The sequence below is a fragment of the Mesobacterium pallidum genome (genome assembly GCF_019966535.1).
Lineage (GTDB): Bacteria > Pseudomonadota > Alphaproteobacteria > Rhodobacterales > Rhodobacteraceae > Mesobacterium > Mesobacterium pallidum.
The window spans coordinates 312,804-337,804 of sequence record NZ_JAIMID010000001.1 but is presented as its reverse complement, the minus strand read 5'-3'; the positions used below and the strand labels follow the sequence as shown (position 1 = coordinate 337,804).

Genomic DNA, 25,001 nt, shown 5'->3' with positions numbered 1-25,001 from the left:
TTCAAGGCCGGGCATCTGGGCCAAGCTAACCGGTCTTCGGTGCCCCTCCTGCGCGGTCATCCAACCGATAGGAATGCTGATGCGCACGAACCCGTATCGCGGCTGGAACAAATCGGATTTCCATAGCTGCCATGCCTGCGGCGCTTTCCTGTACTGCACGGGCCGGGGGCGTTTCCGCAGGTTCTTTGCAGTCACCGTGCCCGTGTTCTTCGCGGTTATCATCGTCACGAGCTTTCTGCTCGAAGCCCTTGGAATGACTGTCGAAACCGGACCCAAACCTGGCGAGCCGACGTTCATTGGCGGCCTTTTGATGGTGGCCACGCTCATTCTAGTGGTCAATTCTATCCAGGGACGGCTCGAGGACATCGCGGCCACCGACCCGCTGCCCGATCAGGACATTGTGCCAGCATGACCCCCAAACCCACCCGAGACCAGACCCGCGACGCCCTCGTCCGCCTGCTCCGCGGGCTGGACTTCTATCGCGACTGGCAGCTTGCCCTGTGGCGCCAGGCCCATGGCCCCGAGGCGCAGCCGGACCTCGATGAATTCGTCGTCACAGGTGCCTCCACGCTGGCCGCCTTCGACGCCTACACCGGCCCGGCTTACCGGCAATTCCTCACGGACGTGCAGCAATGGTACGCCGTCACCGCCGCAGAGCTGACGCATCACCTGCGCAAGGGCACGCCAGAGCTGCGGGCCGAGGTCGAGCGGTTCCTGGCCACTTTCGAACGTCACACCGGCTTCAGCTTCTTCTCCGAATCCGGCCTGCTGAAACGCGCCGCCGCACGCGTCCTCAAACGCGGCCACGTCGCCACGAGTGACGAATGGTATCTTATCAAGGACCTGCTGGACGACACCGGCACCACCATCGTCACGGGCGACCACCGCACTACCCTCAGCCGGTACGTTTCCGACTACGAGGCCAAAGCATGACCCCCGAACTCACCGCCCTCTGCCTCGCGCTGCTGCTGCAGATCGCGCAATTCACGATCTACTCCGTCACGGCGCAGATGCAGGTCGGCCCCAAGGCCGCCCTGTCGCCCCGCGACCGGCAGATCGAACTGACGGGCACCGCCGGCCGCGCCCAGCGCGCGCTCAACAACCATTTCGAAGGGCTGACCCTCTTCGCCCCCGCCGCCCTCATCATCGGCCTGACGGGCCAGTCGACCGGATACACCGCCACGCTGGCCTGGATCTACCTTGCCGCCCGCCTCGCCTACGTCCCCGCCTACCTCTTCGGCTGGGTCCCCTGGCGCAGCCTCATCTGGTGCGTCGGCCTCATCGCCACCCTTCTCATGATCCTGGCCGCCCTCACCTGATCCATCCTTCATCTTGCCCCTAAACTCCGGGGGTGAGGCGCACAGCGCCGAGGGGGCAGCGCCCCCTCCCCCCACCACCAGAAAGGACACCCCATGGCACAATACGACGTCATCGTCATCGGCGCGGGCCCCGGCGGCTACGTCGCCGCCATCCGCTGCGCCCAGCTGGGCCTCAAGACCGCCTGCGTCGAGGGCCGCGACACGCTCGGCGGCACCTGCCTGAATGTCGGCTGCATCCCGTCCAAGGCCCTGCTGCACGCCTCCCACCAGTTGCACGAGGCCGAGCACAACTTTGCCAGGATGGGCCTCAAGGGCAAAAGCCCGTCGGTCGACTGGAAACAGATGCTGAGCTACAAGCAGGAGGTCGTCGACGGCAACACCAAGGGCATCGAGTTCCTGTTCAAGAAGAACAAGATCGACTGGCTCAAGGGTTGGGGCTCGATCCCCGAGGCCGGCAAGGTCAAGGTCGGCGACGAGGTGCACACCGCCAAGTCGATCATCATCGCCTCCGGGTCCGAGCCGGCGTCGCTGCCCGGCATCGAGATCGACGAGAAGACCGTGGTCAGCTCGACCGGCGCGCTGTCGCTGCCCAAGGTCCCCAAGACCATGGCCGTGATCGGCGCGGGTGTCATCGGGCTCGAAATGGGCTCGGTCTATGCCCGGCTCGGCACCCAGGTGACCGTGCTGGAATTCCTCGACCACATCACCCCCGGCATGGACGGCGAGGTGCAGAAGCAGTTCCAGAAGATGCTGAAAAAGCAGGGGCTCGACTTCACCCTCGGGGCCGCCGTGCAATCGGTCACGACCGACAAGGGCAAGAACACCGTCACCTACAAGCTGCGCAAGGACGACAGCGAGGCCACGCTCGAGGCCGAGGTCGTGCTGGTCGCCACCGGCCGCAAGCCCTATGTCGCGGGCCTTGGCCTCGACTCGCTGGGCATCGAGATGACCAAGCGCGGCCAGATCGCCGTCAACAGTTCGTGGGAGACGAACGTGCCCGGCGTCTACGCCATCGGCGACGTGATCGAAGGCCCGATGCTGGCCCACAAGGCCGAGGACGAGGGCATGGCCGTCGCCGAATGCATCGCCGGCAAGCATGGCCATGTGAACTATGGCGTGATCCCCGGCGTGATCTATACCGCGCCCGAGGTCGCCAGCGTCGGTGCCACCGAAGAGGCGCTGAAGGACGAGGGCCGCGCCTACAAGGTCGGCAAGTTCCCCTTCATGGGCAATGCGCGGGCCAAGGCCATCTTCCAGGCGGAAGGCTTCGTCAAGATCCTCGCCGACAAGGAGACCGACCGCATTCTCGGCGCCCATATCATCGGCCCGGGCGCGGGCGACCTGATCCACGAGGTCTGCGTGGCCATGGAATTCGGCGCCTCGGCGCAGGATCTCGCGCTGACCTGCCACGCCCACCCGACCTATTCCGAGGCGGTGCGCGAGGCGGCGCTGGCCTGCGGCGACGGCGCGATCCACGTATAGGCCGCGCCCCGTCCGGCCCCTCGATTGGCGCCCCCGCAGGTCTCTGCGGGGGCGTTTTTCGATGGACCGGCGGAGGGTGCATCGGGGATAGTGCCGACACCCCGAGGCGCGGCGAGACAGAAGGATGGCCGGTTGACCAGGACGACCTCTCCCCATGGCAAGGCGGCGGCCCTCTTGGCCTATGCGCTCGACATCGAGGCGGCGGGGACGATTGGGCCGGCGCAGCTCGCCCGGCTGGTCGATGATGTCTGCGCGGACGACACGGAACGGGCGCGACTGGTGTCGCTGCTGTCCAGCAGCCAGAGCCTGCACCTGCCCCGCGTCATCGCCGAGCTGCTGGGCACCCGGCTCGACCGGCTGAGGACCGAGCTCGAGACGGCAGAGGACGCGGACAATGTCTATGGGATCTGGGCGCAGCGCCTTGCCGGCGGGACGATCCTGGCCAGCCTCGGCTTTGTCGCGACGGGCGTGGTCACGGGCGGCTGGGGGGCGCTCGCGATCGCGGGCGGGCTGGCCTCGGGCGCGGTCACGTCGCTTGGTCGCGACCGGCTGAAACAGCGGGCCCGCGCCGCGCGCCGCGCGGTTGAGCAGACCGAGCGGCTGCTGGGCACGGTCACGGCCAACATGGGGCGCGCGCCCTGATACTGGATTTTTTCACCTCCGGACGTTAAATGTACCCGTGAAGGAGAGCGTTGCATGTTCGAGTCCCTGACCAACGAAGTCGTCTTGTCGCTGGCCACCGTCGCCATGAGCGGACTGGCCATCTGCGGCACGCTGGTCGCGTTGCGCGCCACCCAGCGCCGGCAAGAGCCGGTGGATCTGGACGTGGTCGTCAAGACCGCGCCGTATCACCGGTTGCACAACCTGGTGCGCGGCAACGGCGCCTGAGGCCTGCGCCGGCCGGTGACCCCGGGCGCGCCTGGGCGCGGCAGCGGCCCGGCAGATACGGCCTGACCCCAACGCGATACGATCCCGCGGCCTTCCGCAGCGCGGCCTGGCACCTCTGCCGCGTAGCAAGCGCCCCTGACAACCGGCCACTCACCCCAGCGCGATATCCCCCAGCAGCCCCGCCGTCCCTTCCACCCCTTCGAGCAGCAGCGCGCTGCCCGTGTCGATGGTCAGCACCAGCCCGGCTTCCGTGAGGGCGGCGCGGGTGGCCAGGTCCGCTTCGGTCAGCGGACCGGACCAGAGGGCCGCCGCAAGCACCAGCGCGTCCTCGCCCACCGCGTAATCGGTGATCGTGACATCACCCATCCCCGCGCCAAAGACAAAGGTATCCGCCCCCGGCCCGCCGGTGAGCGTGTCCTCCCCGCCCAGCGACGTGATCCTGTCCCAGCCGCCGCCGCCAAAGACGCGGTCGTTGCCGAAGGCGTCCTGGGTGTCGTCCTCCCAGCTGTCCGCGCCGCGCCCCAGCACCGCGTAGTCGGCCCCGGCCCCGCCGACCACCAGGTCGTTGCCGTCATTGCCGTAAAGCGTGTCGGCCTGGGCGCCGCCATGAAGCGTGTCGAACCCCTTGCCGCCGCGGATGAAGTCGAACCCGTCCCCGCCCCCGAACAGGTCAAACCCGTTGCCGCCAAGGATCGTGTCGTCGCCCGCCCCGGCCCAGACGCTGTCATCGTTCGTCGGCGTGGCTTGCGTGTTGTCCTCGAACACGTCGTCGCCCTGGCCCAGCCAGACGCTGTCCTGCCCGTCGCCGCCGATCACCGTGTCGTTGCCGTGCCCGCCGTCCAGGCTGTCGTTGCCGGCGCCCCCGTTCAGCAGGTTGGGCGCGTCGTTTCCGGACAGGGTGTCGTCGCCCGACCCGCCCATGACATGCTCGATTCCAAGGATATCGTCGATCTCTCCGCCTGCGAGATATGCCTGGCTTTCGCCGCTGGTCAGCCGCAGCGTCACCGCCTCGGCGCGGGTTTCGTAGGACAGGGTGTCGGCCCCCGCGCCGCCGCGCAGCAGGTCGTCGCCAAGCCCGCCCGAGATCCAGTCGTCCCCGTCCATGCCAAAGACCGAATCCGCGCCGCCGCCGCCCGACAACCGGTCGTCGCCGCCGTTGCCGGTCAACACGTTGGCGACATCGTTGCCGGTCAGGGTGTCGGCGCCGGCCCCGCCCCAGGCGTGTTCGATCGACCAGAAGCTGTCGGTTTCGACCCCGTCCACCCAGGTTGTGCCATTGCCTTCGGCGTCGAGCGCCAGCGCCACGTCCTCGGGCCGCCCGGCATAGCCGAGCGCATCCAGCCCGGCCCCGCCCCAGATCGAATCGCGGCCCAGCCCCGGGACCAGCACGTCGTCGCCTGTGTAGCCGCGGATCTCGTCATCACCAGTGTAGCCGCCGTCCAGCGTATCGTCTCCGCCAAGGCCGAGCAGCACGTTTGCCTCGTTATCGCCGGTCAGCGCGTCGCCGTATTGCGAGCCCGTCAGGTTCTCGATCCCGCCCAGCTGGTCGACGAAACCCGGCCCCGTCGCGGTGCCGCCGCCACCTTCGCCAATGACGATCTGCACCGCCCCGGGGCTATAGGCATAGGTGACCACGTCGCGCCCGTCACCGCCCAGCAACCTGTCGTCGCCAAGGCTCGCGACCAGGCTGTCGTCTCCGCGCCCGCCGTCCAACCGCTCGGCCCCTGCACCGCCGGTGAGCGTGTCGTCTCCGTCTTTCCCGTCGGCATGGGCGACGCCGCCCAGTACCGTCAGCCGGTCGTTGCCTGAGCCCAGGCGCAGATACTCGATCCCCGAGAGCCGGTCGGTCTCCGTGTCGGACCGGATCTCTCCGGTGCCGTCCGTGCCGATGGTGACCATCAGCCCCTCGACCCGATCCGAGAAGTCGGCCCTGTCCCAGCCGGACCCGCCCGCCAGGGTGTCATTGCCCGGCCCGTCCACCAGACCGTCGTTGCCCGGGCCGCCGTCCATCAGGTCGTCGCCCTCGTCGCCGCGCAGCCAGTCTTCCTCGCCGCCTCCGTACAGGCTGTCGTGCCCCGCGCCACCTGTCAGAAGATCCGGGCCACCGGCACCGTACAGCGTGTCGTCGCCATCCTCGCCCGACAGGGCATCGTCGCCGGCGCCGCCGAAGAGCGCGTCGAGCCCCCCGCCGCCCCAGATCACGTCATCGCCGTAGCCGCCGAACAGCGTGTCGTTGCCGGCGCCGACGCTTTCGGGGATGTCGTGCCGGTAGCGCGCCAGCGATGCGGGCTGGCCAGAGAGCGCGGTGAAATCGAGCGTGAAGCCGCCCGCGTCCCAGCTGACAGGGTTGGCGATGGCATCCGCGCCGGTCTCGGCCCAGGCGTAGAAGGCCGGGCCGTCGCGGTCGGAGAACCAGGCGGCCAGCGCCTCGGACGACAGGAACCCGTCGCCATATAACGTGTCGTCGCCGAACCCGCCGTCGATCACGTCCTCGCCCATGCCGCCGGCGACCAGGTCGTCGCCATGTTCGCCCTTGATCGAATCGTCGTCGCGGCCGCCGTCGATCAGGTCGTCGTCCCAGCCGCCAAGGATATCGTCGCGGTTGCGCCCGGTCTCGCCGCCGCCGGCGTCGCCAAAGATCAGGTCCTTGCCCCGGTTGCCGGCCAGCACGTCGTCGCCCTGCCCGCCGACGACCAGGTCGGCCTGCCCGTCGCCGCGGAAGGAATCGTTGCCGCCGCGCAGGACCGCGATGTCGCTGCCGTTGTCGCCGACGGTGGCGTTGGTCAGGTCCCCGGCCAGGTCAAAGAAGACATCGCTGCCCTTGCCGAGGTTGTTGAAGCTGGCATAGGCATTGCCGCCCGCGTTGAAGATGAAGTTGGCCGGGTCGGGATCGTAGGTCAGCGCGGCCTCGCCCGCGGTGGTGACGGTCACGGCAAAGGTGTCGTTCAGCGCGTCGCCCACGCCCGGAAAGGGCACGTCCTTGAAGATCTGCGCCTCGGTCGCGGCGGCCGCGCGGGCGGCGGGGTGGTCGATCTCGACGGCAAAGATGCGGTCGGCGGCGGCCAGGACATCGGACAGGGCAATGCCTTCGAACACGATGTGGCGTTCGACCGAAGGGTCGTTGAACTGGAACAGGCGGATATGCGTGTCGCCGTCCTTCTCGAAGGCGCCGACCGTGGTGCTGCCCGCGCTGGTCGCGGCGGTCAGCTGGTCCACCGTATAGGGCAGGTAGGACAGGTCGACCCGGTCGCGGAGCAGGTCGAAGCCGACGATCCGGTCCTCGAAATAGCCGCGCGCCGGGGGGGCCGGGTCGGTGGGCAGGTGCTGGAAGTTCGCGCCGATCACCACGATATCGCCATCGGGCGCCGCCGCGTCGCCGGGATCCAGCGCCGTCACCAGCGAGGCCGAGGGCAGCGTGCTGTCGTCCCAGTGCTCGAGGAACAGGCCGGTGTCGGTGGCGCCGCTGTCCGTCAGGATCTCGCCCCGCGTCCATGGCGTGACAAAGGCGGCAAAGGTCGCGGCGGCGTCGGTGTAATAGAGGTTGTCGCGGAAGCCGCCGATCAGGATGTCATGGCCCGCGCCGCCCAGCAGGCGCACGTGGGGCAGCTCGTCCCCCGTGGCCATCGCTTCCTCGGACCGGGCGAAGGCGCCGTTCAGGATGTCGTTGCCCGCGCCGCCGTCAAGGAAACCGACCAGCCACCAGGCCTCGAGGATGTCGTCACCGTCGCCGCCCGCCGCGCCGTTGTAACCCCATCCGAGGCCCGTCGCCCGGTCGACCTGCACGAGGGCATAGTCGATGATCCCCGGCACCTGGTTCTCGTCCGGGCCATAGGCCTTCAGCTCGGCGCTGAAGGCGATGTAATCGGCGCCGTCGCCGCCATCGGCAAAGCGGTCGTGGCCCTCGTTGGTCTCGATGAAATCGTTGCCCGCGCCGCCCGCGGCCACGTCGGCCCCGTGGTCGGAAAAGACGAAATCGTTGCCTGCCCCGCCATGGACCAGGTCGCGGCCGTAATTGCCCGAGATGTTGTCGTCATCGGCGCCGCCCTGCACGGTGTCGTCGTCCGGGCCGCCGAACATCTCGTCCGCGCCGGCGCCGCCCATGATCCGGTCGTCGCCGTCGAAGCTGGCCACCCAGTCGTCGCCCGCGCCCGCATCGACCGTGTCATGACCAAGGCCGCTGTCGATCACGTCGTCGCCCGCGCCGCCCGACAGGCTGTCCTCGCCCCAGCCGCCGCGCAGGTCGTCATCGCCGTCCCCGCCCAGAACGGTATCGTTGCCGACGCCGCCGCGCAGCGTGTCGGCGCCCGCGTTGCCCTCGACCCGGTCATCGTCGTTGCCGCCATCGGCCACGTCACCGCCATCGCCGCCCAGCAGCCAGTCGTCGCCGTCCTGCCCGTTCAGCAGGTCCGCGCCGCCAAGACCCGACAGCGTGTCATCGCCGGCCAGCCCCTCGAGCGTGTCGGCGGTCGTCGTCCCGGCCAGGCTGTCCGGCCCCATGGTTCCGGCTTGGTACATCGCGCGTCTTCCCTGATTGTGGGTGCAGCCTAGGGGCGTTTGGGGCGCGGCTCAACTCACGTCTCGCGCAAGTCCGTTCGTCAAGGCCCAGGCCGATGATCTCGCGCATGATCTCGGAGGTGCCGGCATGGATCCGCGCGATGCGGGCGTCGCGGTAAAGCCGCAAGGTCTTGTCTTCGTCCATGTAGCCCGCCCCGCCGTGCAATTTCAGGCATTCGTCGACCACGCGACCCTCGACCTCGGATGTGAAGAGCTTCACCTCGGCGGCCATCTCGGGGCTGAGCGCGCCCACCAGATGCGCGTGCAATGGTCGGTCAGCGCCCATGCAGCGTCGATCTCGATCCGCATCGAGGCCATCTTGAAGCGCGCGTTCTGGAACGTCCCGATGGGCCGGCCAAAGGCGCGCTGCTCGGTGATGTATTCCATGGTCAGGTTGAACGCCTGTTCGGCCCGCGCGGCAAACCCGCAGGCGCCGAACAGGCGTTCCTTTGCCAGGTTCATCATCATCGTCTTGAAGCCGCCGCGCCGGCCGCCCGGCAGGTTCGCCTTGGGCACCTTGACGTTGTCAAAGGACAGCTCGGCCTTGGGCACCTGGCAGCCGCGATCCTCGGCCAGGTCGGTGGTCTGGCAGCCATGCAGACCATGCTTGGCGTTCACCTCGTCGAAATGGGCCTTTGCGGCGGCGACAGAGGGCACCGAAACGGGCGCGAAGGTGCCCGACAGGTCATGCGCCCGCCAATCCTGTTCCTGTCTTCGCTGACGCCTGGGGTTTCGGCCAGCGCGGGGCGGGCCAGCAGCGCGGCAGTGGCAAGTGTCTTCAGCAGTGCATGGATCCTCCTCGCTGGACCTTGCGCATCGTCGCCCCTTGCCTGTGACATGTCCTCCGGGCGACGATCAACGTGGTTGACTTGAATTAGACACTGATGTTCATTTTTCGTCAGGAGTGTCTCCAACGAAAGGTCCGCCGGTGAATTCTGCCACGCGTCGCATCCACCAGACCGCGCTCCGAATCTTCGCCGAGACCGGAGGCACCTCGCTGGCGGTCAGCGATCTGGCGCGCGAGGCGGGGCTGTCGCGCGGCACGATCTACAACAACCTCGACGATCCCGGGGCGCTGTTCGATTCGGTCTGCGACCAGACGGCCGCCGAATTCCGCAGGGCGGTCAATCGCGCCTGCGCAGGCATGCAGGACCCGGCCGAAAAGATCGCCGCCTCCATCCGGCTGACGGTTCGGCGGGTTCATGACGACGCGTCATGGGGGCGCTTCATCGCACGCTATGCCATGCTTGAGCCGCGGCTTGGATCCTTCTGGGCCGACATGCCCGCGCAGGAGTTGCGCCGGGGCCTCGCGGCCGGGCGGTTCAGTTTCGAGCCGGACCAGGTCGCCTCGATCACCGCGACGGCGGGCGGGGCCACCTTTGGCGCGATGAGCCTGGTACTGGACGGGAGGCGCACCTGGCGGCAGGCGGGCAGCGACACGGCGGAAATCGTGCTGCGCGGCATCGGCATCGACCGGGCCGAGGCGCGGCGCATCACCGAAGTAGAACTGGACCCATTGCCTCGGGTCGCGTTCTTCGAGACGATCTGAGGCAGCGAGAGGGAGGAGAGACCATGGCGGAAACCGCATATATATACGACGCGATCCGGACACCGCGATCCAAGGGCAAGGCGGATGGCACGCTGCACGAGGTCAAGCCGATCGACCTGGTGACCACCCTGCTGCGCGAGATGCAGGGGCGGCATGACCTCGACACGGCTCGGGTGGACGACGTGATGCTGGGCTGCGTGGCCCCGGTCATGGAACAGGGCGCGGTGCTGCCCAAGATCGCGCTGCAAAAGGCGGGCTGGTCGGATTCTGTGCCCGGCGCGCAGGTAAACCGGTTCTGCGCCTCGGGCCTCGACACGTTCAACACCGCCGCCGCCAAGGTCGCCAGCGGCTGGGAGGACCTGGTCTGCGCGGGCGGGTTCGAGAGCATGTCCCGCGTGCCCATGGGCGCGGACGGCGGCCCGTTTGCCGAGGACCCCGAGACCGCGATCCAGACCGGGTTCGTGCCTCAGGGCATCGGCGCCGACCTCATCGCCACCATCGAGGGCTGGAGCCGCGATGACGTGGACGCCTTTGCCCTCGAAAGCCAGAAACGCGCGGCCCATGCACGGGATGCTGGCTGGTTCGACCGCTCGGTCGTGCCGGTCAAGGACGGCAATGGCCTCACGATCCTCGAGCGGGACGATTTCATCAAGCCGGACACCGACATGCAGAAGCTGGGCGCGCTCAAGCCGTCCTTTGCCGGCCCCGGCGCGCTGGGGTTCGACGCGGTGGCACTGGCCAAGTACACCAACGTCGAGCGGATCAACCATGTCCACACGCCGGGCAACTCGTCGGGCATCGTGGACGGCGCCTCGCTGGTCATGGTGGGTAGCGAACAGGCGGGCCGCGACATCGGGCTCGACCCGCGCGGACGGGTGGTGTCGATCGCGCTGACAGCGACCGATCCGACGATCATGCTGACCGGGCCGGGGCCTGCCTCGCAAAAGGCGCTGGCCAAGGCGGGGCTGACCATCGACGACATCGACCTGGTCGAGATCAACGAGGCTTTTGCAAGCGTTGCCCTGCGCTTGCAGCGCGATCTTGATGTACCGGATGAAAAGCTGAACGTGCTCGGCGGCGCCATCGCCATGGGCCATCCCCTGGGCGCGACGGGCGGCTGCCTTGTCTCGACCATGCTGGACGAGCTGGAGCGGCGCAATCTCAAACGCGCCCTCATCACGATGTGCGTCGGTGGCGGCATGGGCATCGCCAGCATCATCGAACGGGTCTGAAGGGGAGCGGATCATGGAAGATTTCATCTACGACAAGGACGCCGCTGGCATCGTCACGGTGACGATGAACATGCAGGGCCAGGGCGCCAACACGATGAACAAGCGGTTCGAGCCGGGGATGCGCGCCCTGCTCGACCGGCTCGAGGCTGAAGAGGGGCTGACCGGGGTCGTCTTTGCCTCGGCCAAGTCGACCTTCTTTGCGGGCGGGGACCTGAACGACCTGCTGGCCACGGACAAGGCCGACCAGGCGGCCTTCGAGTTCATCGAGGCGAACAAGCTTGTCTACCGCCGCCTCGAACGCCTGCCCGTCCCCGTCGTCGCCGCGATCAACGGCGCGGCCCTCGGCGGCGGGTTCGAGCTGTGCCTGGCCTGCAACCGCCGCATCGTGCTGGACAGCCCGCGCGCCATAACCGGTCTGCCCGAGGTGACGCTGGGCCTGCTGCCCGGCGCCGGCGGCGTGGTGCGGATGACGGCGCTGCTGGGTCTGGAAAAGGCCCTGCCCCTGCTGCTGGAAGGCCGCCAGCTGAAGCCCGCCAAGGCGCTGGAAACCGGCCTCGTGGATGAGATCGTGGCCGAGGCCGACCAGCTGGTCCCGACCGCCAAGGCGTGGATCACCGCCAACCCCGGTGCGCATCAGCAGCCCTGGGACACCAAGGGCTTCCGCTATCCCGGCGGCGACGCGCTGCACCCGCGCATCCGGCAGACCGTCGTGGCGTCCTCGGCCATGCTCTTCGCCAAGACGCGCGGGCTGATGCCGGCGCCGGAGCGCATCCTCGACGTGGCCGTGAATTCCATGCGGATGAATTTCGACGCCGCGCTGCGGTTCGAAACCCGCGCCTTCATCGGGCTGGTGCCGACGCCGCAGGCCAAGGCGGCGATCACCACGTTCTTTTTCGGGATGCAGGCGATCAAGGGCGGGGCCGTGCGCCCGGCCGGCGACCGCTGGAAGGCCGGGTCGGCGACCGTGCTGGGCGCGGGCATGATGGGCGCGGGCATCGCCTATGCCCATGCCAAGGCCGGGCTGCCGACGGCGCTGCTGGATACCGAAATGACCAAGGCCGAGAAGGGCAAGGGCTATTCGGAAACCCTCTGCGACAAGGCGATCAAGCGCGGCCGGATGAGTGACGCGGCCAAGGCCGCCCTGCTGGGCCAGATCACCCCCGTGACCCAGGCGCCCGAAGGCTCTGACCTCATCATCGAGGCCGTCTTCGAAGACATCGACCTCAAGGAAAAGGTCATCAAGGACACCTTCGGCACGCTCTCGGACGATGGCATCTACGGCTCCAACACCTCGACCCTGCCGATCTCTGTCCTGGCCAAGGCCTGCCCGGACCCAACCCGTTTCATCGGGCTGCACTTCTTCAGCCCCGTCGACAAGATGAAGGTGGTCGAGATCATCATGGGCGCGCAGACCAGCCAGGACACGCTGCGCCGCGCCTACGATTACGTGCAGCAGATCGGCTATATGCCGATTGTCGTGAACGATTCGCGCGGCTTCTTCACCAGCCGCGTCTTCGGCACCTACCTGGACGAGGGCTGCCAGCTGCTGGTCGACGGCATGGCCCCGGTGGCCATCGAACGCGCGGCCTGGGCGGCAGGAATGCCCGTAGGTCCGCTGCAGGTCTTCGACGAGGTGTCGCTGATCCTCAGCCAGAAGGTGCGCGAGACCCATGCGGCGCTGGATGCGCGGCTTGGGGTGGACAGCCAGTTCGGCGCGCAGAACACCGCGACCGTGGCCGTGACCGACCCGATGATCGAGATGGGGCGCGGTGGCCGGCACTATGGCGGCGGCTTCTACGATTACGATGCGGCGGGTGAGCGGATACTCTGGCCGGGCCTTGCACAATTCGCCAAGCGCAATGCCGAGATCACCCACCAGGACGCCATCGACCGCCTGCTCTACCGCCAGGCCATCGAGACCCTGCGCTGCCTGCACGAAGGCGTGCTGATGACCGAGGTCGAGGCGAACCTGGGCAGCATCCTTGCCATAGGCTTCCCGGCCCATACCGGCGGGGCGATCCAGTTCATCCGGGGGCTGGGCATCGACGCCTTCGCGGCCCGCGCCGCCGAGTTGGCCGCGCAATATGGGGACCGCTTCGCGATCCCCGAGGGCGCGCTTGACCGGCTGCGCGAGAGCAAGGCGGTGGCCGCATGAGCGGGCCTCTGTCCGGCCTGAAGGTCGTCGAAATGGCGGGGCTGGGACCGGCCCCGCTGGCCGGGCAGCTGCTGGCGGACCTTGGCGCCGAGGTGGTGCTGATCGCGCGCAAGTCCGGCCCCGAAAACCCGGCCACCGTCAACGATCGGGGCAAACTGTCGGTCGCGCTGAACCTCAAGACGCCCCAAGGGATGGAGGCCGCCATGGCCCTCATCGCCCGCGCCGACGTGCTGATCGAAGGGTTCCGCCCGGGCGTGATGGAGCGGATGGGGCTGGGGCCAGAACCCTGCGCCGCCGTGAACCCCGGCCTGGTCTTTGCCCGCATGACCGGCTGGGGGCAGGACGGGCCGCTGGCGCAGACGGCCGGGCATGACATCAACTACCTCGGGCTCACCGGCATCCTCAACGCGATGGGAGAGCCGGACCGCCCGCCCGCGCCCCCGCTGAACATCGCCGCGGACTATGGCGGCGGCACGATGTTTCTGCTCTTCGGCATCATGGCCGCGCTTTACGAGCGCCAGAGCTCGGGCAAGGGCCAGGTGGTCGATGCGGCCATGGTCGATGGGGCGGCCGCGCTGATGGGGCTGATCCACAGCTTCCGCGCGCGCGGGCAATGGACCAGCGAGCGCCAGGCGAACATGCTGGACGGCGCCGCGCCGTTCTATCGCTGCTACACCTGCGCCGATGGCAAGTTCCTCGCCGTCGGGCCGCTCGAGCCGCAGTTCTTTGCCAAGCTGGTCGAGCTGGCAGGACTGCCGCGAGAGCACCTTGGCGACCAGAACGATCCGCGCAATTGGGCCGAGAGACGCGACCTTTATGCCAAGGTCTTCGCGTCGAAACCCCGCGACGACTGGGCTGCGATCTTCGACGGCTCGGACGCCTGCGCGACGCCCGTGCTGGACTGGGAGGAAGCGCCCGAGCACCCCCACCTTGCCGCGCGCGGCACCTATATCGAGGTGGCCGGCGTGCCCCAGCCCGCCCCGGCCCCGCGCTTTGACCGCACCCCGGCCCCCGCCCCCACACCGCCCCATGCACCGGGCAGCGACACCCGCGCCGTGCTGGCGGCGGCGGGCTATGATGATGCCACGCTCGACGCCCTTGCGGCGGCGGGCGTCCTGACCTGAGGACCATGCGATGACCGACCCGCTGCTCTACGAGACCGAGGGCGCCATTGCCCGCATCACCCTGAACCGCCCCGAGGCGTTCAACGCCATGGACAAGGCCATGCGCGACGGGTTCAAGCAGGCGATCATGAAGATCCACCGCGACCCTGCCGTGCGGGTCGTGATCGTGTCGGGCACCGGCCGGGGCTTCTGCGCCGGCACCGACCTGGCCGAGGGCATCCAGAGCCCGGTGACCCTCCTACTCGAGCAGGAATACCGGCCGATCCTGGCGGCCATCGCGACTTCTCCGCGCATCTGGATCGCGCAGGTCCATGGCTCGGCCGCCGGGATCGGCGCGGCACTGGCGATGAATTGCGACATGATGACGATGGCCGAGGATGCAACGATCTACATGGCCTTTGCCGCCATCGGGCTGATCCCGGACGGCGGCAACACCTGGCTGCTGCATCGCGGCCTCGGCTACAAGCGGGCGCTGCAGGCGATCCTCGAAGGGCGCAAGATCCCCGCCGATGAAGCGGTGGAACTGGGGCTGGCGAATGCCGCTTACGCGCCCGATGCGCTGGTGGCGGAAACCGAGGCGCTGGCCGCCCGGATTGCGGCCGGCGCGCCGCTGGCCCAGGCTGCGGCCAAGCGGCTGCTGCGGGCGATGGACGGGATAAGCTACGAGGCCTCGATCACGGCCGAGGCGCTGGAGCAGACCGCGCTGGTGGAGTCCGAGGATTCGCAGGAGGCGGTGAAGGCGTTCTTTGCCAAGCGGAAGCCGGAGTTTCGGGGGAGGTAGGGCTTCTGGCGCAGCTCGCGGTGCGTTGGGTTTTTGGTGGCACGGTGATACTGTGACGTAACGGTCTCAAGGTCCGCCATTCGCCTTCCTTGGCGTGCTTCACCCGAAACACCTCACGGCACGCGCCTGCCTTTCAGGTGACGTTTTGCTACAGGCATTCAGAAGGGTAGGAATCGCCGCCAACCACCGCTTCGCCGCGCTTCCCCGATCACTTCGAAGCGCAACACGCGCGATCGTCGACCCGCCGGGGTGGCGATCCGACGGTGGTCAGAGGCACTTTATCGCGCCAAATCCGAAGACGTGCAGAAGGAATTGCATACGTTGCAAGATCGCCGCCCCGAGGGGGCGGGTCATGCCGGAGGCATGCTTGCAGCATGGCGATGGCGCGGCGCCCTTCGGGCTTGATTCCGTGGGGAGCCCAGATCTGGACGTTTCGTGCCATTCCAACGCTGGAAAGCAAAATCGGGCGCGGAGCATCACCAAATACCTACGTTTTGATCAAACAGGCGCCCATCGGGCAGCGTCCAAACCAGGCGCCTAGCCCATCCGCTTGACGGAATAGCTCCCCCTACCCTAGCCCACCGGCACCACGTCCACCGCGTGGGTGGTCGTATGCGACCCCGAGGACCGCAGCGACCCCTTCACCGGCGCCACGTCGCCGTAATCGCGGCCCAGCGCGACCTCGACATGGTCGAGCCCCGCGTCCATCGCGTTGGTCGGATCGACCTGCATCCAGCCCGTTTCGGCCCCGCACCAGGCGGTGACCCAGGCGTGCATCGCGTCGGCGCCTTCCAGCCGGGGCTTGCCCTTGGGCGGCTCGGTCCGCAGAAAGCCCGACACGTAGCCCGCAGGGATGCCCAGCGACCGCAGCCCGGTGATCATGACGTGGCTGATGTCCTGGCAGACCCCGGCGCGGGCGCGGAAGGCGTCGATCGGGGCGGTCGTGACCTCGGTGGCCTCGGGGTTGAAGTCGAAAAGCGCGTGCAGCGCGTCGCTCACCGCCCGCGTGGCGGTCAGCGCGGTCATGTCCTCGCTCACGACCGAGCGGCAGAACCGCGCGATCTCGGGCGCCGCGGGCAGCCGGGGCGAGGCCCCGAGGAAGTGGTGCGGTGCGTCGGGCGCCACGGAATGGATCGCCGCGATCTCGGGCGCCAGGGCGGGCCAGGGCGGCGACAGGTCGAGCCCCTGCAGCGGCGCGTTGCGTTGCACCCGGCCCTCGAAGCGGAACTCGATCTCGCGCAGCGGCCGGTCATGGGCCACCTCGGTCGTGGCATTGCCAAAGAAATCCACCCCGTCGCGGCGCCAGCTGGGCATGGGGTCGGTCGAGACCTCGCCCATAAGAAGCTGCTGGTCCGCCGAGCCGCGCGGCAGCATGCGCAGCAGCGACCGGCTGGCCCCGGCCGGGCTGTCATAGTCATAAGAGATGGCGAGCCGGATGTCGTAGAGCATGGGCCTAGCCGAGGTACTGCGTCGAGATCATGGTCGAGACCTGCAGGAGCTGACCGCGGATCGCCGCCAGCCGATCGGCCGTCAGGGCGTCGGGCGCGGCGATCTCGAGCTCGGTCCGCAGGCTGAGCAGGGCACGCGCCGCCTCGCCGCGCTGCGAGGCGCGACCGGTGCCCGACAGCTTCTCTTCCTGCTCGGTCAGCACGGCCAGCTGGAAGACCAGCGACCGGGGATTGTCCCCGTCGAGCGCCAGAAGGTCCATGACCGTGTTCTGGTAGGTCTCGACCGAATAGCGCCGGCGGTGGGTCATCACGCTGTCGCCCAGTTCCACCGCGACGTCGTAGCCGCCCGAGGGGCTGTCGAAATCGGCGAAGCGTTCCAGCATGGCGGCCATCTGGATCGCGCGTTCGAGCGCCCGGCCGATGGTCAGGAAGCGCCAGCCGTCGAACCGGAACATGTTTTCGTGCACGAGGCCGGAAAACCCGGCGAGCTTGCGCAGCAGCACACTCATCGCGCGGGCGGCATCGTCACCGGGCTTCACCCGGGTGGCCAGGTCGCGGGCGGTGCGCGCCAGGTCGTTCAGCGCGTTCCAGCCATCGGTCGAAAAGCGGTCACGCACACCCGCAGCGCAGCCGACGGCATGATCGAACATGGCCAGCAGCGGCTCGGGCAGCGGCGCCTCGGGGTCGAGGTCGAGGCCGGCCATATGCGCCTCGAGCGCCTCGAGCAGCGGCAGCGGCGTCTCGCCGTAAGCGGCGATGCGCAGGTGGTAGGCGCGCAGGATGCGCACGGCCGTCTCGGCCCGCTCGGTGTAGCGGCCCAGCCAGAAGAGGTTGTCGCCGGCGCGGGCCGGCAAGAGGCCGGGATGGCGCCGGCTGAAGGCCCCGTCGCGCTGCGGCGCGGTCAGCGTGTCGAGGCTGACGGGCGCGTCCCCCACCACCCAGACATCGGCAACCGAGCCGCCCGATTGCATGGCGAGCGCGGTCGGGTCATCGGTCTGGCCGATCCGGGCATAACCGCCGGGCATGACCGTCCAGCCCTGCGGCGTGCGGGCGGCAAAGACCCGCACCACCATGGGGCGCGGCACCAGCTGGCCGTCGATCATCGCGGGCGTGGTCGACAGCGTCACCGCCTCCTGCCCGCACAGCGCGCCACCCTCGCGGGCGAGCCAGTCGGCGACTGATTGCTCGGCCCCGGCGCGGAACCGGCCACCCAGCGCCGTGGTGCCCGAGATGTCGAAGGGCAGCCGCGTGGACAGCGCCGGGCCGATCATCATCCGGTCGAGGTTGGCTGCCACGTAGTCGCGTTCGCGGTCCTGCCCGCACCACCATGTCGCTATGTTCGGCAGCTTCAGCGGCTCGCCCAGCACCTCGCGCGCGATGCGCGGCAGGAAGGCCATGAGCGCGCGGCTTTCCAGCACGCCGCTCCCGAGGCAATTGACCATGGTCATCGCGCCCGCCCGCAGGGCCGAGACCATGCCGGGCGTGCCGAGAGCCGAGCCTTCGTCCAGTTCCAGCGGGTCGGCGAATCGCGCATCCAGCCGCCGCCAGAGCACGTCGATCGGCACCGGCCCGCGCGTGGTACGCACGGTCAGCGCGCCGTTCTCGACCTTGAGGTCCCCGGTTTCCAGCAGCATGAAGCCGAGGTAGCGGGCGATATAGGCGTGCTCGTAATAGGTGTCGGTGTGCTGGCCCGGCGACAGGATCGCCACCCGCCCCTCTTCGCTTGCGCGCATCCCGTTCAGCGCATCGCGGAAGCCGCGAAAGAAGCCCGCCAGCCGCTCGACATTGGCGCGGGGGAAGAGCTCGGGAAAGATCCGCCCCGAGGCCATGCGGTTTTCCAGCGCGAACCCCGCGCCCGAAGGGGCCTGCGTCCGGTCGCCCAGCACGAACCAGCTGCCGTCGGGCGAGCGCCCGATCTCGAACGCCAGCAGGTGCAGGAAATGCCCCGACCGGGGCCGTGTTCCGACCACCGGGCGCAGCCATTCGGGGTTGCGGGTCAGCAGCTCGGGCGGCAGCATCCCGCCGCGCACCAGCGTGGCGGGGCCGTAGAGATCAGCCATGACCCGCTCGAGCAGCTCGGCCCGCTGCGCGATACCGCCTGCCAGATCGGCCCATTCGGCGCCCGAGATGATCACCGGCACGTGGCTGAGCGGCCAGTCGCGCGGCATCGGCCCGCCCTTGGCATCCGATTGCAGGAAATAGACGCCGGTGTCGTGCAGGTACTGGTCGCCGCGGGCAAAGCTTGCCGCCCGCGTCTCTGGGTCCTGCGCCGCGAGATGGCTGATCAGCGGCGCCCAGGCGGCGCGCATGGTGCCATCGGGGCGCATCAGTTCGTCCGGAATGCCCGGCGTGGGGCGGTATTCGCCCAGCAGCGCCTCGACCGCGCCGGGTCGGGGCGCAGGTGGTGCCAGATCGTCGGCCATGCTCCCCTCCCCTTGTCGTGCCGCAGTCAGATCCCTGTCACATGCCCGTCAGATGCCCGGAGCACGGCGCAGGTCCAGGGTCATGGGAAACTCCGGATGCGTCTCGTTGGGCGCAGGGATGTAAGGACCCGGTGTGTGCCCCATCTTTTCGAACCGCGCAAGGCGGCGCGCGTCCGCCTCGTTGGTATTGATCGGGAACGTGTCGTAATTGCGTCCCCCCGGATGCGCCACGTGGTAGGTACAGCCGCCGAGGGCCCGCCCGGTCCAGGTATCGTAGATGTCGAACGTCAACGGAGCGTTGACGGGCAACACCGGATGCAGCGCCTCGGCCGGTTGCCAGGCCTTGAACCGCACGCCGCCGACCGACTGGCCCGAGGTGCCCGTCGCCGCCAGCGGCACGGGCCGGCCATTGCAATGCACGGCGTAGCGATCCGGGTTCAGCGTGGTCAGCGCGACCTGCATCCGTTCGACCGAGCTGTCGGTGTAGCGCACGGTGCCGCCGATGGCACCGCGTTCGCCCATGACATGCCAGGGCTCGAGCGCCTGGCGCAGCTCGAGGTGGACGCCCTCGTATTCGACCTCTCCCATGAACGGAAAGCGGAACTCCTTCTGCGCCACGTACCATTCGGGCCGCATCTCGAACCCGTGGTCGGTGAGGTCGCGCAGAACGTCGAGGAAGTCGGCCCAGACGAATTCGGGCAGCATGAAGCGGTCATGCAGCTGGGTGCCCCAGCGCACCGGCTTGCTCTTGATCGGGTCGATCCAGAACCGCGCCAGCAGCGCGCGGATCAGCACCTGCTGGGCCAGGGACATCTTGGCATCGGGCGGCATCTCGAAGCCGCGGAATTCGACCAGCCCCAGCCGGCCCGTTGGGCCGTCTGGCGAGAAGAGCTTGTCAATGCAGATCTCGGCCCGGTGGGTGTTGCCGGTCACGTCGATCAGGATGTTGCGCAACAGGCGGTCGACCAGCCAAGGCTGGGGCGGCGTGCCCTCGTCCGGGCTGGGGATCTGGCTGAGCGCGATTTCCAGCTCGTAGAGCGTGTCGTGCCGCGCCTCGTCGATCCGGGGCGCCTGGCTGGTCGGCCCGATGAAAAGGCCCGAAAAGAGATAGCTCAGCGACGGGTGCTGCTGCCAGTAAAGCACCATCGAACGCAAAAGGTCCGGCCGCCGCAGGAAGGGGCTGTCGAGCGTCGTCGCCCCGCCCACCACCACGTGGTTGCCGCCCCCCGTTCCGGTGTGACGCCCGTCGATCATGAACTTGTCGGCGCCAAGGCGCGATTGCCGCGCGTCCTCGTAGATGCCGAGGGTGATGTCCTTGCACTCCTGCCAGCTGTGCGCGGGCTGGACGTTCACCTCGATCACGCCCGGATCGGGCGCCACGCGGATCACGTTCATGCGCGGGTCGTGCGGGGGCGTGTAGCCCTCGATATGCACCGGCAGGCCGAGTTCCTCGGCGGTGGTTTCGGCCACGGCGAGCAGCTCGAGGTAATCCTCGAGCGTCTCGGTCGGCGGCATGAAGACACAGAGCCGCCCGTCGCGGGGTTCGACCGCGATGGCGGTGCGGACCTGGCCACCGGCGGGGTCCACCCCTTGCTCCATGATCGTCTGGCGGTCGCCGACCTCGCGCGGGGCGCTTTGCGGCTGAGTGCGGTCCTTGTCGACCTCGGGCATCATCTCGGCTTCTTCGCGGGCGATGCGGGCGAGCTCTTCCATGATCTCGTCGCGGCGGCGCTGGTGTTCCTCGTGGAAATCCGGCAGCGGCGCGCGCTCGACCGTGGGGTCGGTCGGGTAGACGTAAGGGTAGGACGAAGGCGGGATATAGGGCAGCGCGCCCAGCGGCAGGCGGAAGCCGACGGGGCTGTCACCGGGCACCAGGAACAGCTCTCCGCGCCGGGTGCGCCAGAGCTCGGAGCGCCAGCGGGTCGAGGGCTTGGCCTTGGATTGCCAGCGCTGCACCGGCAGCACGTAGCCCGCGGCATTGCCAAGCCCGCGAGAAAAGACCTTGGCGATCCGTGCCCGCGTCTCGGGGTCCTTCAGCTTGCTGTCCTCGGGGGTGACGTTGGCGGGCAGGTCCGCCTCTTTCAGGATCCATTCGGCCGGGTCCTCGTAGGTCGGCCGCACGTACTCGCTGGTCACGCCCAGGTTCTCGGCAAAGGCGGTCAGGTAGCTTTGCGCCTGCGCGGCCGTCGCGCCTGTCGCTTTCTCGCGGGCGATGGTGTCGGGGTTCTTCCAGATCGGCTTGCCATCCGTCCGCCAGTACAGCGAGAAAGTCCAGCGCGGCAGCGTCTCCCCGGGGTACCACTTGCCCTGGCCGTAATGCAGGAAGCCGCCGGGCGCGAAACGGTCGCGCAGCTTGCGGATCAGCGTGTCGGCAAAGCCGCGTTTCTGGGGCCCGACCGCGCCGGTGTTCCACTCGGCGCTTTCGAAATCGTCGATTGACACAAAGGTCGGCTCGCCCCCCATGGTCAGGCGCATGTCATTGGCCTGAAGCACCTCGTCCACCTTGTTGCCAAGCGCGTCGAGCGCCTGCCAGGCCTCTTCCGAGAAGGGCTTGGTGATGCGCGGATGTTCGGACGTCCGCGTCACGGTCATGTCGAAATCGAAGGTGGTGGTCACGTCCGGCGGGCCGGAAAAGCCGCCGACAATGGGCGCGGCATTGGCATAATGCGGGGTGGCGGCCAGCGGGATATGGCTTTCGCCCGTCAGCAGGCCCGAGGTCGGGTCGAGCCCGATCCAGCCGGCGCCGGGCAGGTAGACCTCGCACCAGGCGTGCAGGTCGGTGAAATCCTTGTCAGTCCCGGCCGGGCCGTCCAGCGACACGAGGTCCGGTTTCAGCTGGATCAGGTAGCCCGAGCAGAAGCGCGCGGCAAAGCCGAGGTTGCGCAGAAGCTGCACCAGCAGCCACGAGGTGTCGCGGCAGGAGCCCCGCACCAGGCCCAGCGTTTCCTCGGGCGTCTGCACGCCGGGTTCGAGCCGGACGATATAGTCGATCTCGCGCGCCAGCCGGGCGTTCAGCCCGACCAGGAAATCCACCGTCCGCCCGGTGCTGCGGTCGATCGAGGCCAGCAGCTTCATCAGCAGCGGCCCGGCGGGTTCCGGCTTGCGATAGATCGACAGGTCCTCGACCACGTCGGCGGGGTAGTCGAAGGGCCATTCCTCGGCCACCTCGTCGACGAAGAAATCGAACGGGTTGTAGACCGTCATGTCGGCGACCAGGTCGACCTCGATCTTGAACTCGGTCACCGGCTCGGGAAAGACGAAGCGCGCCAGCCAGTTGCCGTAGGGGTCCTGCTGGTGGTTGACGAAATGCCCGCCGGGCGAGACCTTGAGCGAATGCGAGATCACCCGCGTGCGCGAATGCGGCGCCGGGCGCAGGCGGATCACCTGCGGGCCCAGTTTCACCGGCTTGTCGTATTTGTAATGCGTCAGATGGGTGATGCCTGCCGTGATGGCCATGTCCGCTCCCGTCGTTCAGTTCGGGCCCAGCAGACAGCCCAACGGGCGGAATGTAAAGTTCTGCATCCCGGCCCGACGATGAAACATGCGCTGCCGCGCCCAAAGGCTGGGCAGCCCGCGCGGGCGCTGCTATGAGGGGCCGTACGAGGGCACGGGACCGCATGACCGACAGCGACGCAAGCAAGGATCGTCCGCGCAGCGGATGGAAGCAGAACCCGGAAGCGGTCAAGCAGGACATCCTGCAGGTCGCGACCGAAATGTTCGCCGCCAGCGGCCTTACCGGCACCCGCATCGACGAGATCGCGGCGCGCACGACCACGTCCAAGCGGATGATCTACTACTATTTCGGCGACAAGGACGGGCTGTGGGCCCGCGCGCTCGAGGCGGCCTATGCCCGCGTGCGCGAAGGCGAACACCGCCTCGACCTCGACGCCCTGCCCCCGGCCGAGGCGCTGGCGCATCTGGCCGGGTTCACCTTCGATCACCACAGCCGGAACCCCGAGTTCATCCGCATGGTGATGATCGAGAACATCCACCACGCCGACTACCTCAAGCGGTCCGAGGTGATCCGCGTGCTGAACACCGCCGCCATCGACCGGCTGCGCCGCCTGGTTGCGCGGGGCGAGGCGGCCGGCGTCTTTCGCGCCGGGCTCGACCCGGTCGCGCTGCATTGGCACATCTCGGCGCTGAGTTTCTTCAACGTGTCGAACCGGCCGACCTTTTCCGCGATTTACGGACAGGACCTTTATGGCAAGGAGGGCCAGGCCGCGCTGCGCCGACAGGTGGTGGAAAGCGTGCTGGCCTGCGCGCTGGCCTGAGGCGCTGCCCATGCTTTGACCCTGCGGCGGCGTGACCTCGCCCTTGCGCTGCATTTCCCCTTCCCGTTAGCGCTCACATCAATAGAGTCTTCGGGGATTCGAAGATTCTGCGGGAAGGACCCGACATGACAGAATGGTGGCGCGACGCGATCATCTACCAGATCTATCCCCGCAGCTTTCAGGACGACGACGGCGACGGGGTCGGCGACCTGGCCGGCATCACCCGGCGGCTCGATCACGTGGCGCGCCTTGGCGTGGATGCGATCTGGCTGTCGCCGATCTTTGCCTCGCCGCAGAAGGACATGGGGTACGATGTCAGCGATTACCTGGCCATCGACCCGCTGTTCGGCACCCTGCCCGAGTTCGAGGCGCTGATCACCCGCGCGCATGAGCTGGGCCTGAAGATCATCACCGACCAGGTGTTGTCGCATACCTCGGACCAGCACGAATGGTTCCGCGAAAGCCGCGCCAGCCGCGACAACCCGCGCGCCGATTGGTACGTCTGGGCCGACCCGCAGCCGGACGGCAGCCCGCCCACCAACTGGCACAGCCATTTCGGTGGTCCGGCGTGGGAGTTCGACCCGGGCCGCGGGCAATATTACCTGCACCACTTCCTGGCCTCGCAGCCCGACCTCAACTTTCACAACCCCGAGGTGGTCGAGGCGATCCTGGGGACCTGCAAATTCTGGCTCGACAAGGGGCTGGACGGGTTCCGGCTGGACACGGTGAACTACTACTTCCACGACGACCAGCTGCGGTCGAATCCACCGGCCGAGACGCGGCCGCAGGTCATGGCGACCGACCTCTACGGGATGCAGCACAACATCTACAACAAGAGCCGGCCCGAGAACCTGGGCTTTCTCGAGAAACTCCGCGCGCTGACGGACCAGTATGACGACATCATGATGGTCGGCGAAGTGGGCGAGATGGGCCACCGCTCGATCGAGCTGATGGGCGAATACACCGCCGGCACCAAGCGGCTGCACATGACCTACAGCTTCGCCATGCTCGGCCCCGATTTCAGCGCGGCGCATTTCCGGTCCTGTATCGAGGGGTTCCAGAAAGGCGCGCCGGACGGGCATCCCTACTGGTCCGTCAGCAACCACGACGTCCCGCGCGAGGTGACGCGATGGGCCGAATACGCCGTGAGCGAGGATGACATGGCGCGGCTCGCCTGCGCGATGCTCATGTCCTTTCCCGGCACCATCGGCATCTACCAAGGCGAAGAACTTGGCCTTTCGGAGACCGAGCTGACCTATGACGAGCTGACCGACCCGCCCGCCCTGCGTTTCTGGCCGGCGGTCAAGGGACGAGACGGCTGCCGCACGCCGATGGTCTGGGAAAAGGACGCGCCGAACGCGGGCTTTTCCACCGGCACGCCTTGGCTGCCCGTCAAGGCGCCGCAGGCCGCGCGGGCGGTGGACCAGCAGGGGCAAGGCGGGATCATGGCGTTCTACAAGGACGTGATCGCCTACCGCAAATCCAGCCCCGCGCTGAGCGGCACGAAGACGGACTTCATCGACCTGCCCGAGCCGATCCTCGCCTTTCATCGCATCGCGGCGGAGCAGGTGCTGACCTGCGTCTTCAACCTGTCGCCCGATCCGCTGTCCCTGAATGTCGACCGCGACTGCACCCCGGTCGGGCCGGTCAATGCGCACCTGCTGGACGGGGTGCTGACGCTGCCGGGCAACGGCTTCGTCTACCTCGAGGCGGCCGCGCCGGTGGAGCTGAGCAAGGACTGACCGGGCCCTGACCAAATGAAAAGGCCCTTG

The 25,001-nt window shown here is 68.3% G+C and carries 19 protein-coding genes; 13 read left to right on the top strand and 6 right to left on the bottom strand.

The window, feature by feature from the left end; genetic code table 11:
• The first annotated feature begins 79 nt into the window (after window positions 1-79).
• From MF270_RS01500 to MF270_RS01475, 6 genes are all read left to right on the top strand, one after another.
• The gene (locus MF270_RS01500) at window positions 80-412 is read left to right on the top strand and encodes a hypothetical protein (RefSeq protein WP_238364075.1); all 333 of its coding nucleotides are present in this window, start codon (window positions 80-82) and stop codon (window positions 410-412) included.
• Window positions 409-933 carry a hypothetical protein gene (locus tag MF270_RS01495; RefSeq protein ID WP_238364074.1) on the top strand — a complete coding sequence of 175 codons (525 nt, stop codon included), beginning with the start codon at window positions 409-411 and terminating at the stop codon, window positions 931-933. Before MF270_RS01500 ends, MF270_RS01495 begins: the two co-directional genes overlap by 4 nt.
• On the top strand, window positions 930-1,319 hold the full coding sequence (locus MF270_RS01490) for an MAPEG family protein (RefSeq protein ID WP_238364073.1): 390 nt from the start codon (window positions 930-932) through the stop codon (window positions 1,317-1,319). The genes MF270_RS01495 and MF270_RS01490 overlap by 4 nt, the downstream gene beginning before the upstream one ends.
• A 93-nt stretch (window positions 1,320-1,412) precedes the next feature.
• Window positions 1,413-2,801, top strand: a complete 1,389-nt coding sequence (gene lpdA / locus MF270_RS01485) for a dihydrolipoyl dehydrogenase (RefSeq protein ID WP_238364072.1) — start codon at window positions 1,413-1,415, stop codon at window positions 2,799-2,801.
• A gap of 132 nt (window positions 2,802-2,933) precedes the next feature.
• The gene (locus MF270_RS01480) at window positions 2,934-3,443 is read left to right on the top strand and encodes a hypothetical protein (protein WP_238364071.1); all 510 of its coding nucleotides are present in this window, start codon (window positions 2,934-2,936) and stop codon (window positions 3,441-3,443) included.
• A gap of 54 nt (window positions 3,444-3,497) precedes the next feature.
• On the top strand, window positions 3,498-3,689 hold the full coding sequence (locus MF270_RS01475; RefSeq protein WP_238364070.1) for a hypothetical protein: 192 nt from the start codon (window positions 3,498-3,500) through the stop codon (window positions 3,687-3,689).
• 150 nt (window positions 3,690-3,839) lie between these two features.
• On the opposite strand, the gene MF270_RS28115 is transcribed toward MF270_RS01475, so the two are convergent.
• Genes MF270_RS28115 through MF270_RS28330 form a run of 3 tightly spaced genes read right to left on the bottom strand, consistent with a single transcriptional unit; the run spans window position 3,840 to window position 8,900 of the window.
• On the bottom strand, window positions 3,840-8,204 hold the full coding sequence (locus tag MF270_RS28115) for a calcium-binding protein (protein ID WP_272490639.1): 4,365 nt from the start codon (window positions 8,202-8,204) through the stop codon (window positions 3,840-3,842).
• Window positions 8,122-8,475 carry an acyl-CoA dehydrogenase family protein gene (locus tag MF270_RS28110; RefSeq protein WP_272490638.1) on the bottom strand — a complete coding sequence of 118 codons (354 nt, stop codon included), beginning with the start codon at window positions 8,473-8,475 and terminating at the stop codon, window positions 8,122-8,124. The genes MF270_RS28115 and MF270_RS28110 overlap by 83 nt, the downstream gene beginning before the upstream one ends.
• Window positions 8,460-8,900, bottom strand: coding sequence for an acyl-CoA dehydrogenase family protein (locus MF270_RS28330; RefSeq protein ID WP_336245976.1), 441 nt, complete (start codon window positions 8,898-8,900; stop codon window positions 8,460-8,462). Before MF270_RS28330 ends, MF270_RS28110 begins: the two co-directional genes overlap by 16 nt.
• Before the next feature lie 271 nt (window positions 8,901-9,171).
• Here MF270_RS28330 and MF270_RS01450 point away from each other — a divergent pair, with 271 nt between their 5' ends.
• From MF270_RS01450 to MF270_RS01430, 5 genes are read left to right on the top strand one after another with little or no spacing between them, the layout of a single operon-like run.
• The gene (locus MF270_RS01450; protein ID WP_238364069.1) at window positions 9,172-9,792 is read left to right on the top strand and encodes a TetR/AcrR family transcriptional regulator; all 621 of its coding nucleotides are present in this window, start codon (window positions 9,172-9,174) and stop codon (window positions 9,790-9,792) included.
• Between the two features lie 23 nt (window positions 9,793-9,815).
• A complete protein-coding gene (locus MF270_RS01445; protein WP_238364068.1) occupies window positions 9,816-11,024 on the top strand; it encodes an acetyl-CoA C-acetyltransferase in 1,209 nt (402 codons plus the stop codon).
• A 13-nt stretch (window positions 11,025-11,037) separates the two neighbouring features.
• Window positions 11,038-13,179 (top strand): 3-hydroxyacyl-CoA dehydrogenase NAD-binding domain-containing protein, encoded by a 2,142-nt coding sequence (locus MF270_RS01440; protein ID WP_238364067.1) that lies wholly within the window; start codon window positions 11,038-11,040, stop codon window positions 13,177-13,179.
• Complete coding sequence (locus MF270_RS01435; RefSeq protein ID WP_238364066.1) at window positions 13,176-14,303, top strand: CaiB/BaiF CoA transferase family protein; 1,128 nt, start codon at window positions 13,176-13,178, stop codon at window positions 14,301-14,303. The genes MF270_RS01440 and MF270_RS01435 overlap by 4 nt, the downstream gene beginning before the upstream one ends.
• Window positions 14,304-14,313: 10 nt before the next feature.
• Window positions 14,314-15,084 carry an enoyl-CoA hydratase/isomerase family protein gene (locus MF270_RS01430; protein ID WP_238364065.1) on the top strand — a complete coding sequence of 257 codons (771 nt, stop codon included), beginning with the start codon at window positions 14,314-14,316 and terminating at the stop codon, window positions 15,082-15,084.
• 573 nt (window positions 15,085-15,657) lie between these two features.
• Here MF270_RS01430 and MF270_RS01425 read toward each other — a convergent pair.
• The 3 genes from MF270_RS01425 to MF270_RS01415 are packed head-to-tail and all read right to left on the bottom strand — an operon-like array spanning window position 15,658 to window position 22,411.
• Window positions 15,658-16,533, bottom strand: a complete 876-nt coding sequence (locus MF270_RS01425; protein WP_238364064.1) for a transglutaminase family protein — start codon at window positions 16,531-16,533, stop codon at window positions 15,658-15,660.
• A gap of 4 nt (window positions 16,534-16,537) precedes the next feature.
• A complete protein-coding gene (locus tag MF270_RS01420) occupies window positions 16,538-18,955 on the bottom strand; it encodes a circularly permuted type 2 ATP-grasp protein (protein ID WP_238364063.1) in 2,418 nt (805 codons plus the stop codon).
• A gap of 48 nt (window positions 18,956-19,003) precedes the next feature.
• The gene (locus tag MF270_RS01415) at window positions 19,004-22,411 is read right to left on the bottom strand and encodes a transglutaminase family protein (RefSeq protein ID WP_238364062.1); all 3,408 of its coding nucleotides are present in this window, start codon (window positions 22,409-22,411) and stop codon (window positions 19,004-19,006) included.
• Window positions 22,412-22,572: 161 nt separating this feature from the next.
• Between MF270_RS01415 and MF270_RS01410 the strand changes: the two genes are divergently transcribed.
• Complete coding sequence (locus tag MF270_RS01410; RefSeq protein ID WP_238364061.1) at window positions 22,573-23,229, top strand: TetR/AcrR family transcriptional regulator; 657 nt, start codon at window positions 22,573-22,575, stop codon at window positions 23,227-23,229.
• 125 nt (window positions 23,230-23,354) lie between these two features.
• On the top strand, window positions 23,355-24,971 hold the full coding sequence (locus MF270_RS01405) for an alpha-glucosidase (RefSeq protein ID WP_238364060.1): 1,617 nt from the start codon (window positions 23,355-23,357) through the stop codon (window positions 24,969-24,971).
• The last annotated feature ends 30 nt before the right edge of the window (window positions 24,972-25,001 follow it).

Coding starts and splice junctions, on each gene's coding strand:
- MF270_RS01500 (WP_238364075.1), top strand. CDS start 80: ATGCGCACGAACCCGTATCGCGGCTGGAACAAATCGGATTTCCATAGC.
- MF270_RS28115 (WP_272490639.1), bottom strand. CDS start 8,204: ATGTACCAAGCCGGAACCATGGGGCCGGACAGCCTGGCCGGGACGACG.
- MF270_RS01415 (WP_238364062.1), bottom strand. CDS start 22,411: ATGGCCATCACGGCAGGCATCACCCATCTGACGCATTACAAATACGAC.
- MF270_RS01425 (WP_238364064.1), bottom strand. CDS start 16,533: ATGCTCTACGACATCCGGCTCGCCATCTCTTATGACTATGACAGCCCG.
- MF270_RS01440 (WP_238364067.1), top strand. CDS start 11,038: ATGGAAGATTTCATCTACGACAAGGACGCCGCTGGCATCGTCACGGTG.
- MF270_RS01430 (WP_238364065.1), top strand. CDS start 14,314: ATGACCGACCCGCTGCTCTACGAGACCGAGGGCGCCATTGCCCGCATC.
- lpdA (WP_238364072.1), top strand. CDS start 1,413: ATGGCACAATACGACGTCATCGTCATCGGCGCGGGCCCCGGCGGCTAC.
- MF270_RS01405 (WP_238364060.1), top strand. CDS start 23,355: ATGACAGAATGGTGGCGCGACGCGATCATCTACCAGATCTATCCCCGC.
- MF270_RS01410 (WP_238364061.1), top strand. CDS start 22,573: ATGACCGACAGCGACGCAAGCAAGGATCGTCCGCGCAGCGGATGGAAG.
- MF270_RS01495 (WP_238364074.1), top strand. CDS start 409: ATGACCCCCAAACCCACCCGAGACCAGACCCGCGACGCCCTCGTCCGC.
- MF270_RS01475 (WP_238364070.1), top strand. CDS start 3,498: ATGTTCGAGTCCCTGACCAACGAAGTCGTCTTGTCGCTGGCCACCGTC.
- MF270_RS01445 (WP_238364068.1), top strand. CDS start 9,816: ATGGCGGAAACCGCATATATATACGACGCGATCCGGACACCGCGATCC.
- MF270_RS01435 (WP_238364066.1), top strand. CDS start 13,176: ATGAGCGGGCCTCTGTCCGGCCTGAAGGTCGTCGAAATGGCGGGGCTG.
- MF270_RS01420 (WP_238364063.1), bottom strand. CDS start 18,955: ATGGCCGACGATCTGGCACCACCTGCGCCCCGACCCGGCGCGGTCGAG.
- MF270_RS01490 (WP_238364073.1), top strand. CDS start 930: ATGACCCCCGAACTCACCGCCCTCTGCCTCGCGCTGCTGCTGCAGATC.
- MF270_RS28110 (WP_272490638.1), bottom strand. CDS start 8,475: ATGGCCGCCGAGGTGAAGCTCTTCACATCCGAGGTCGAGGGTCGCGTG.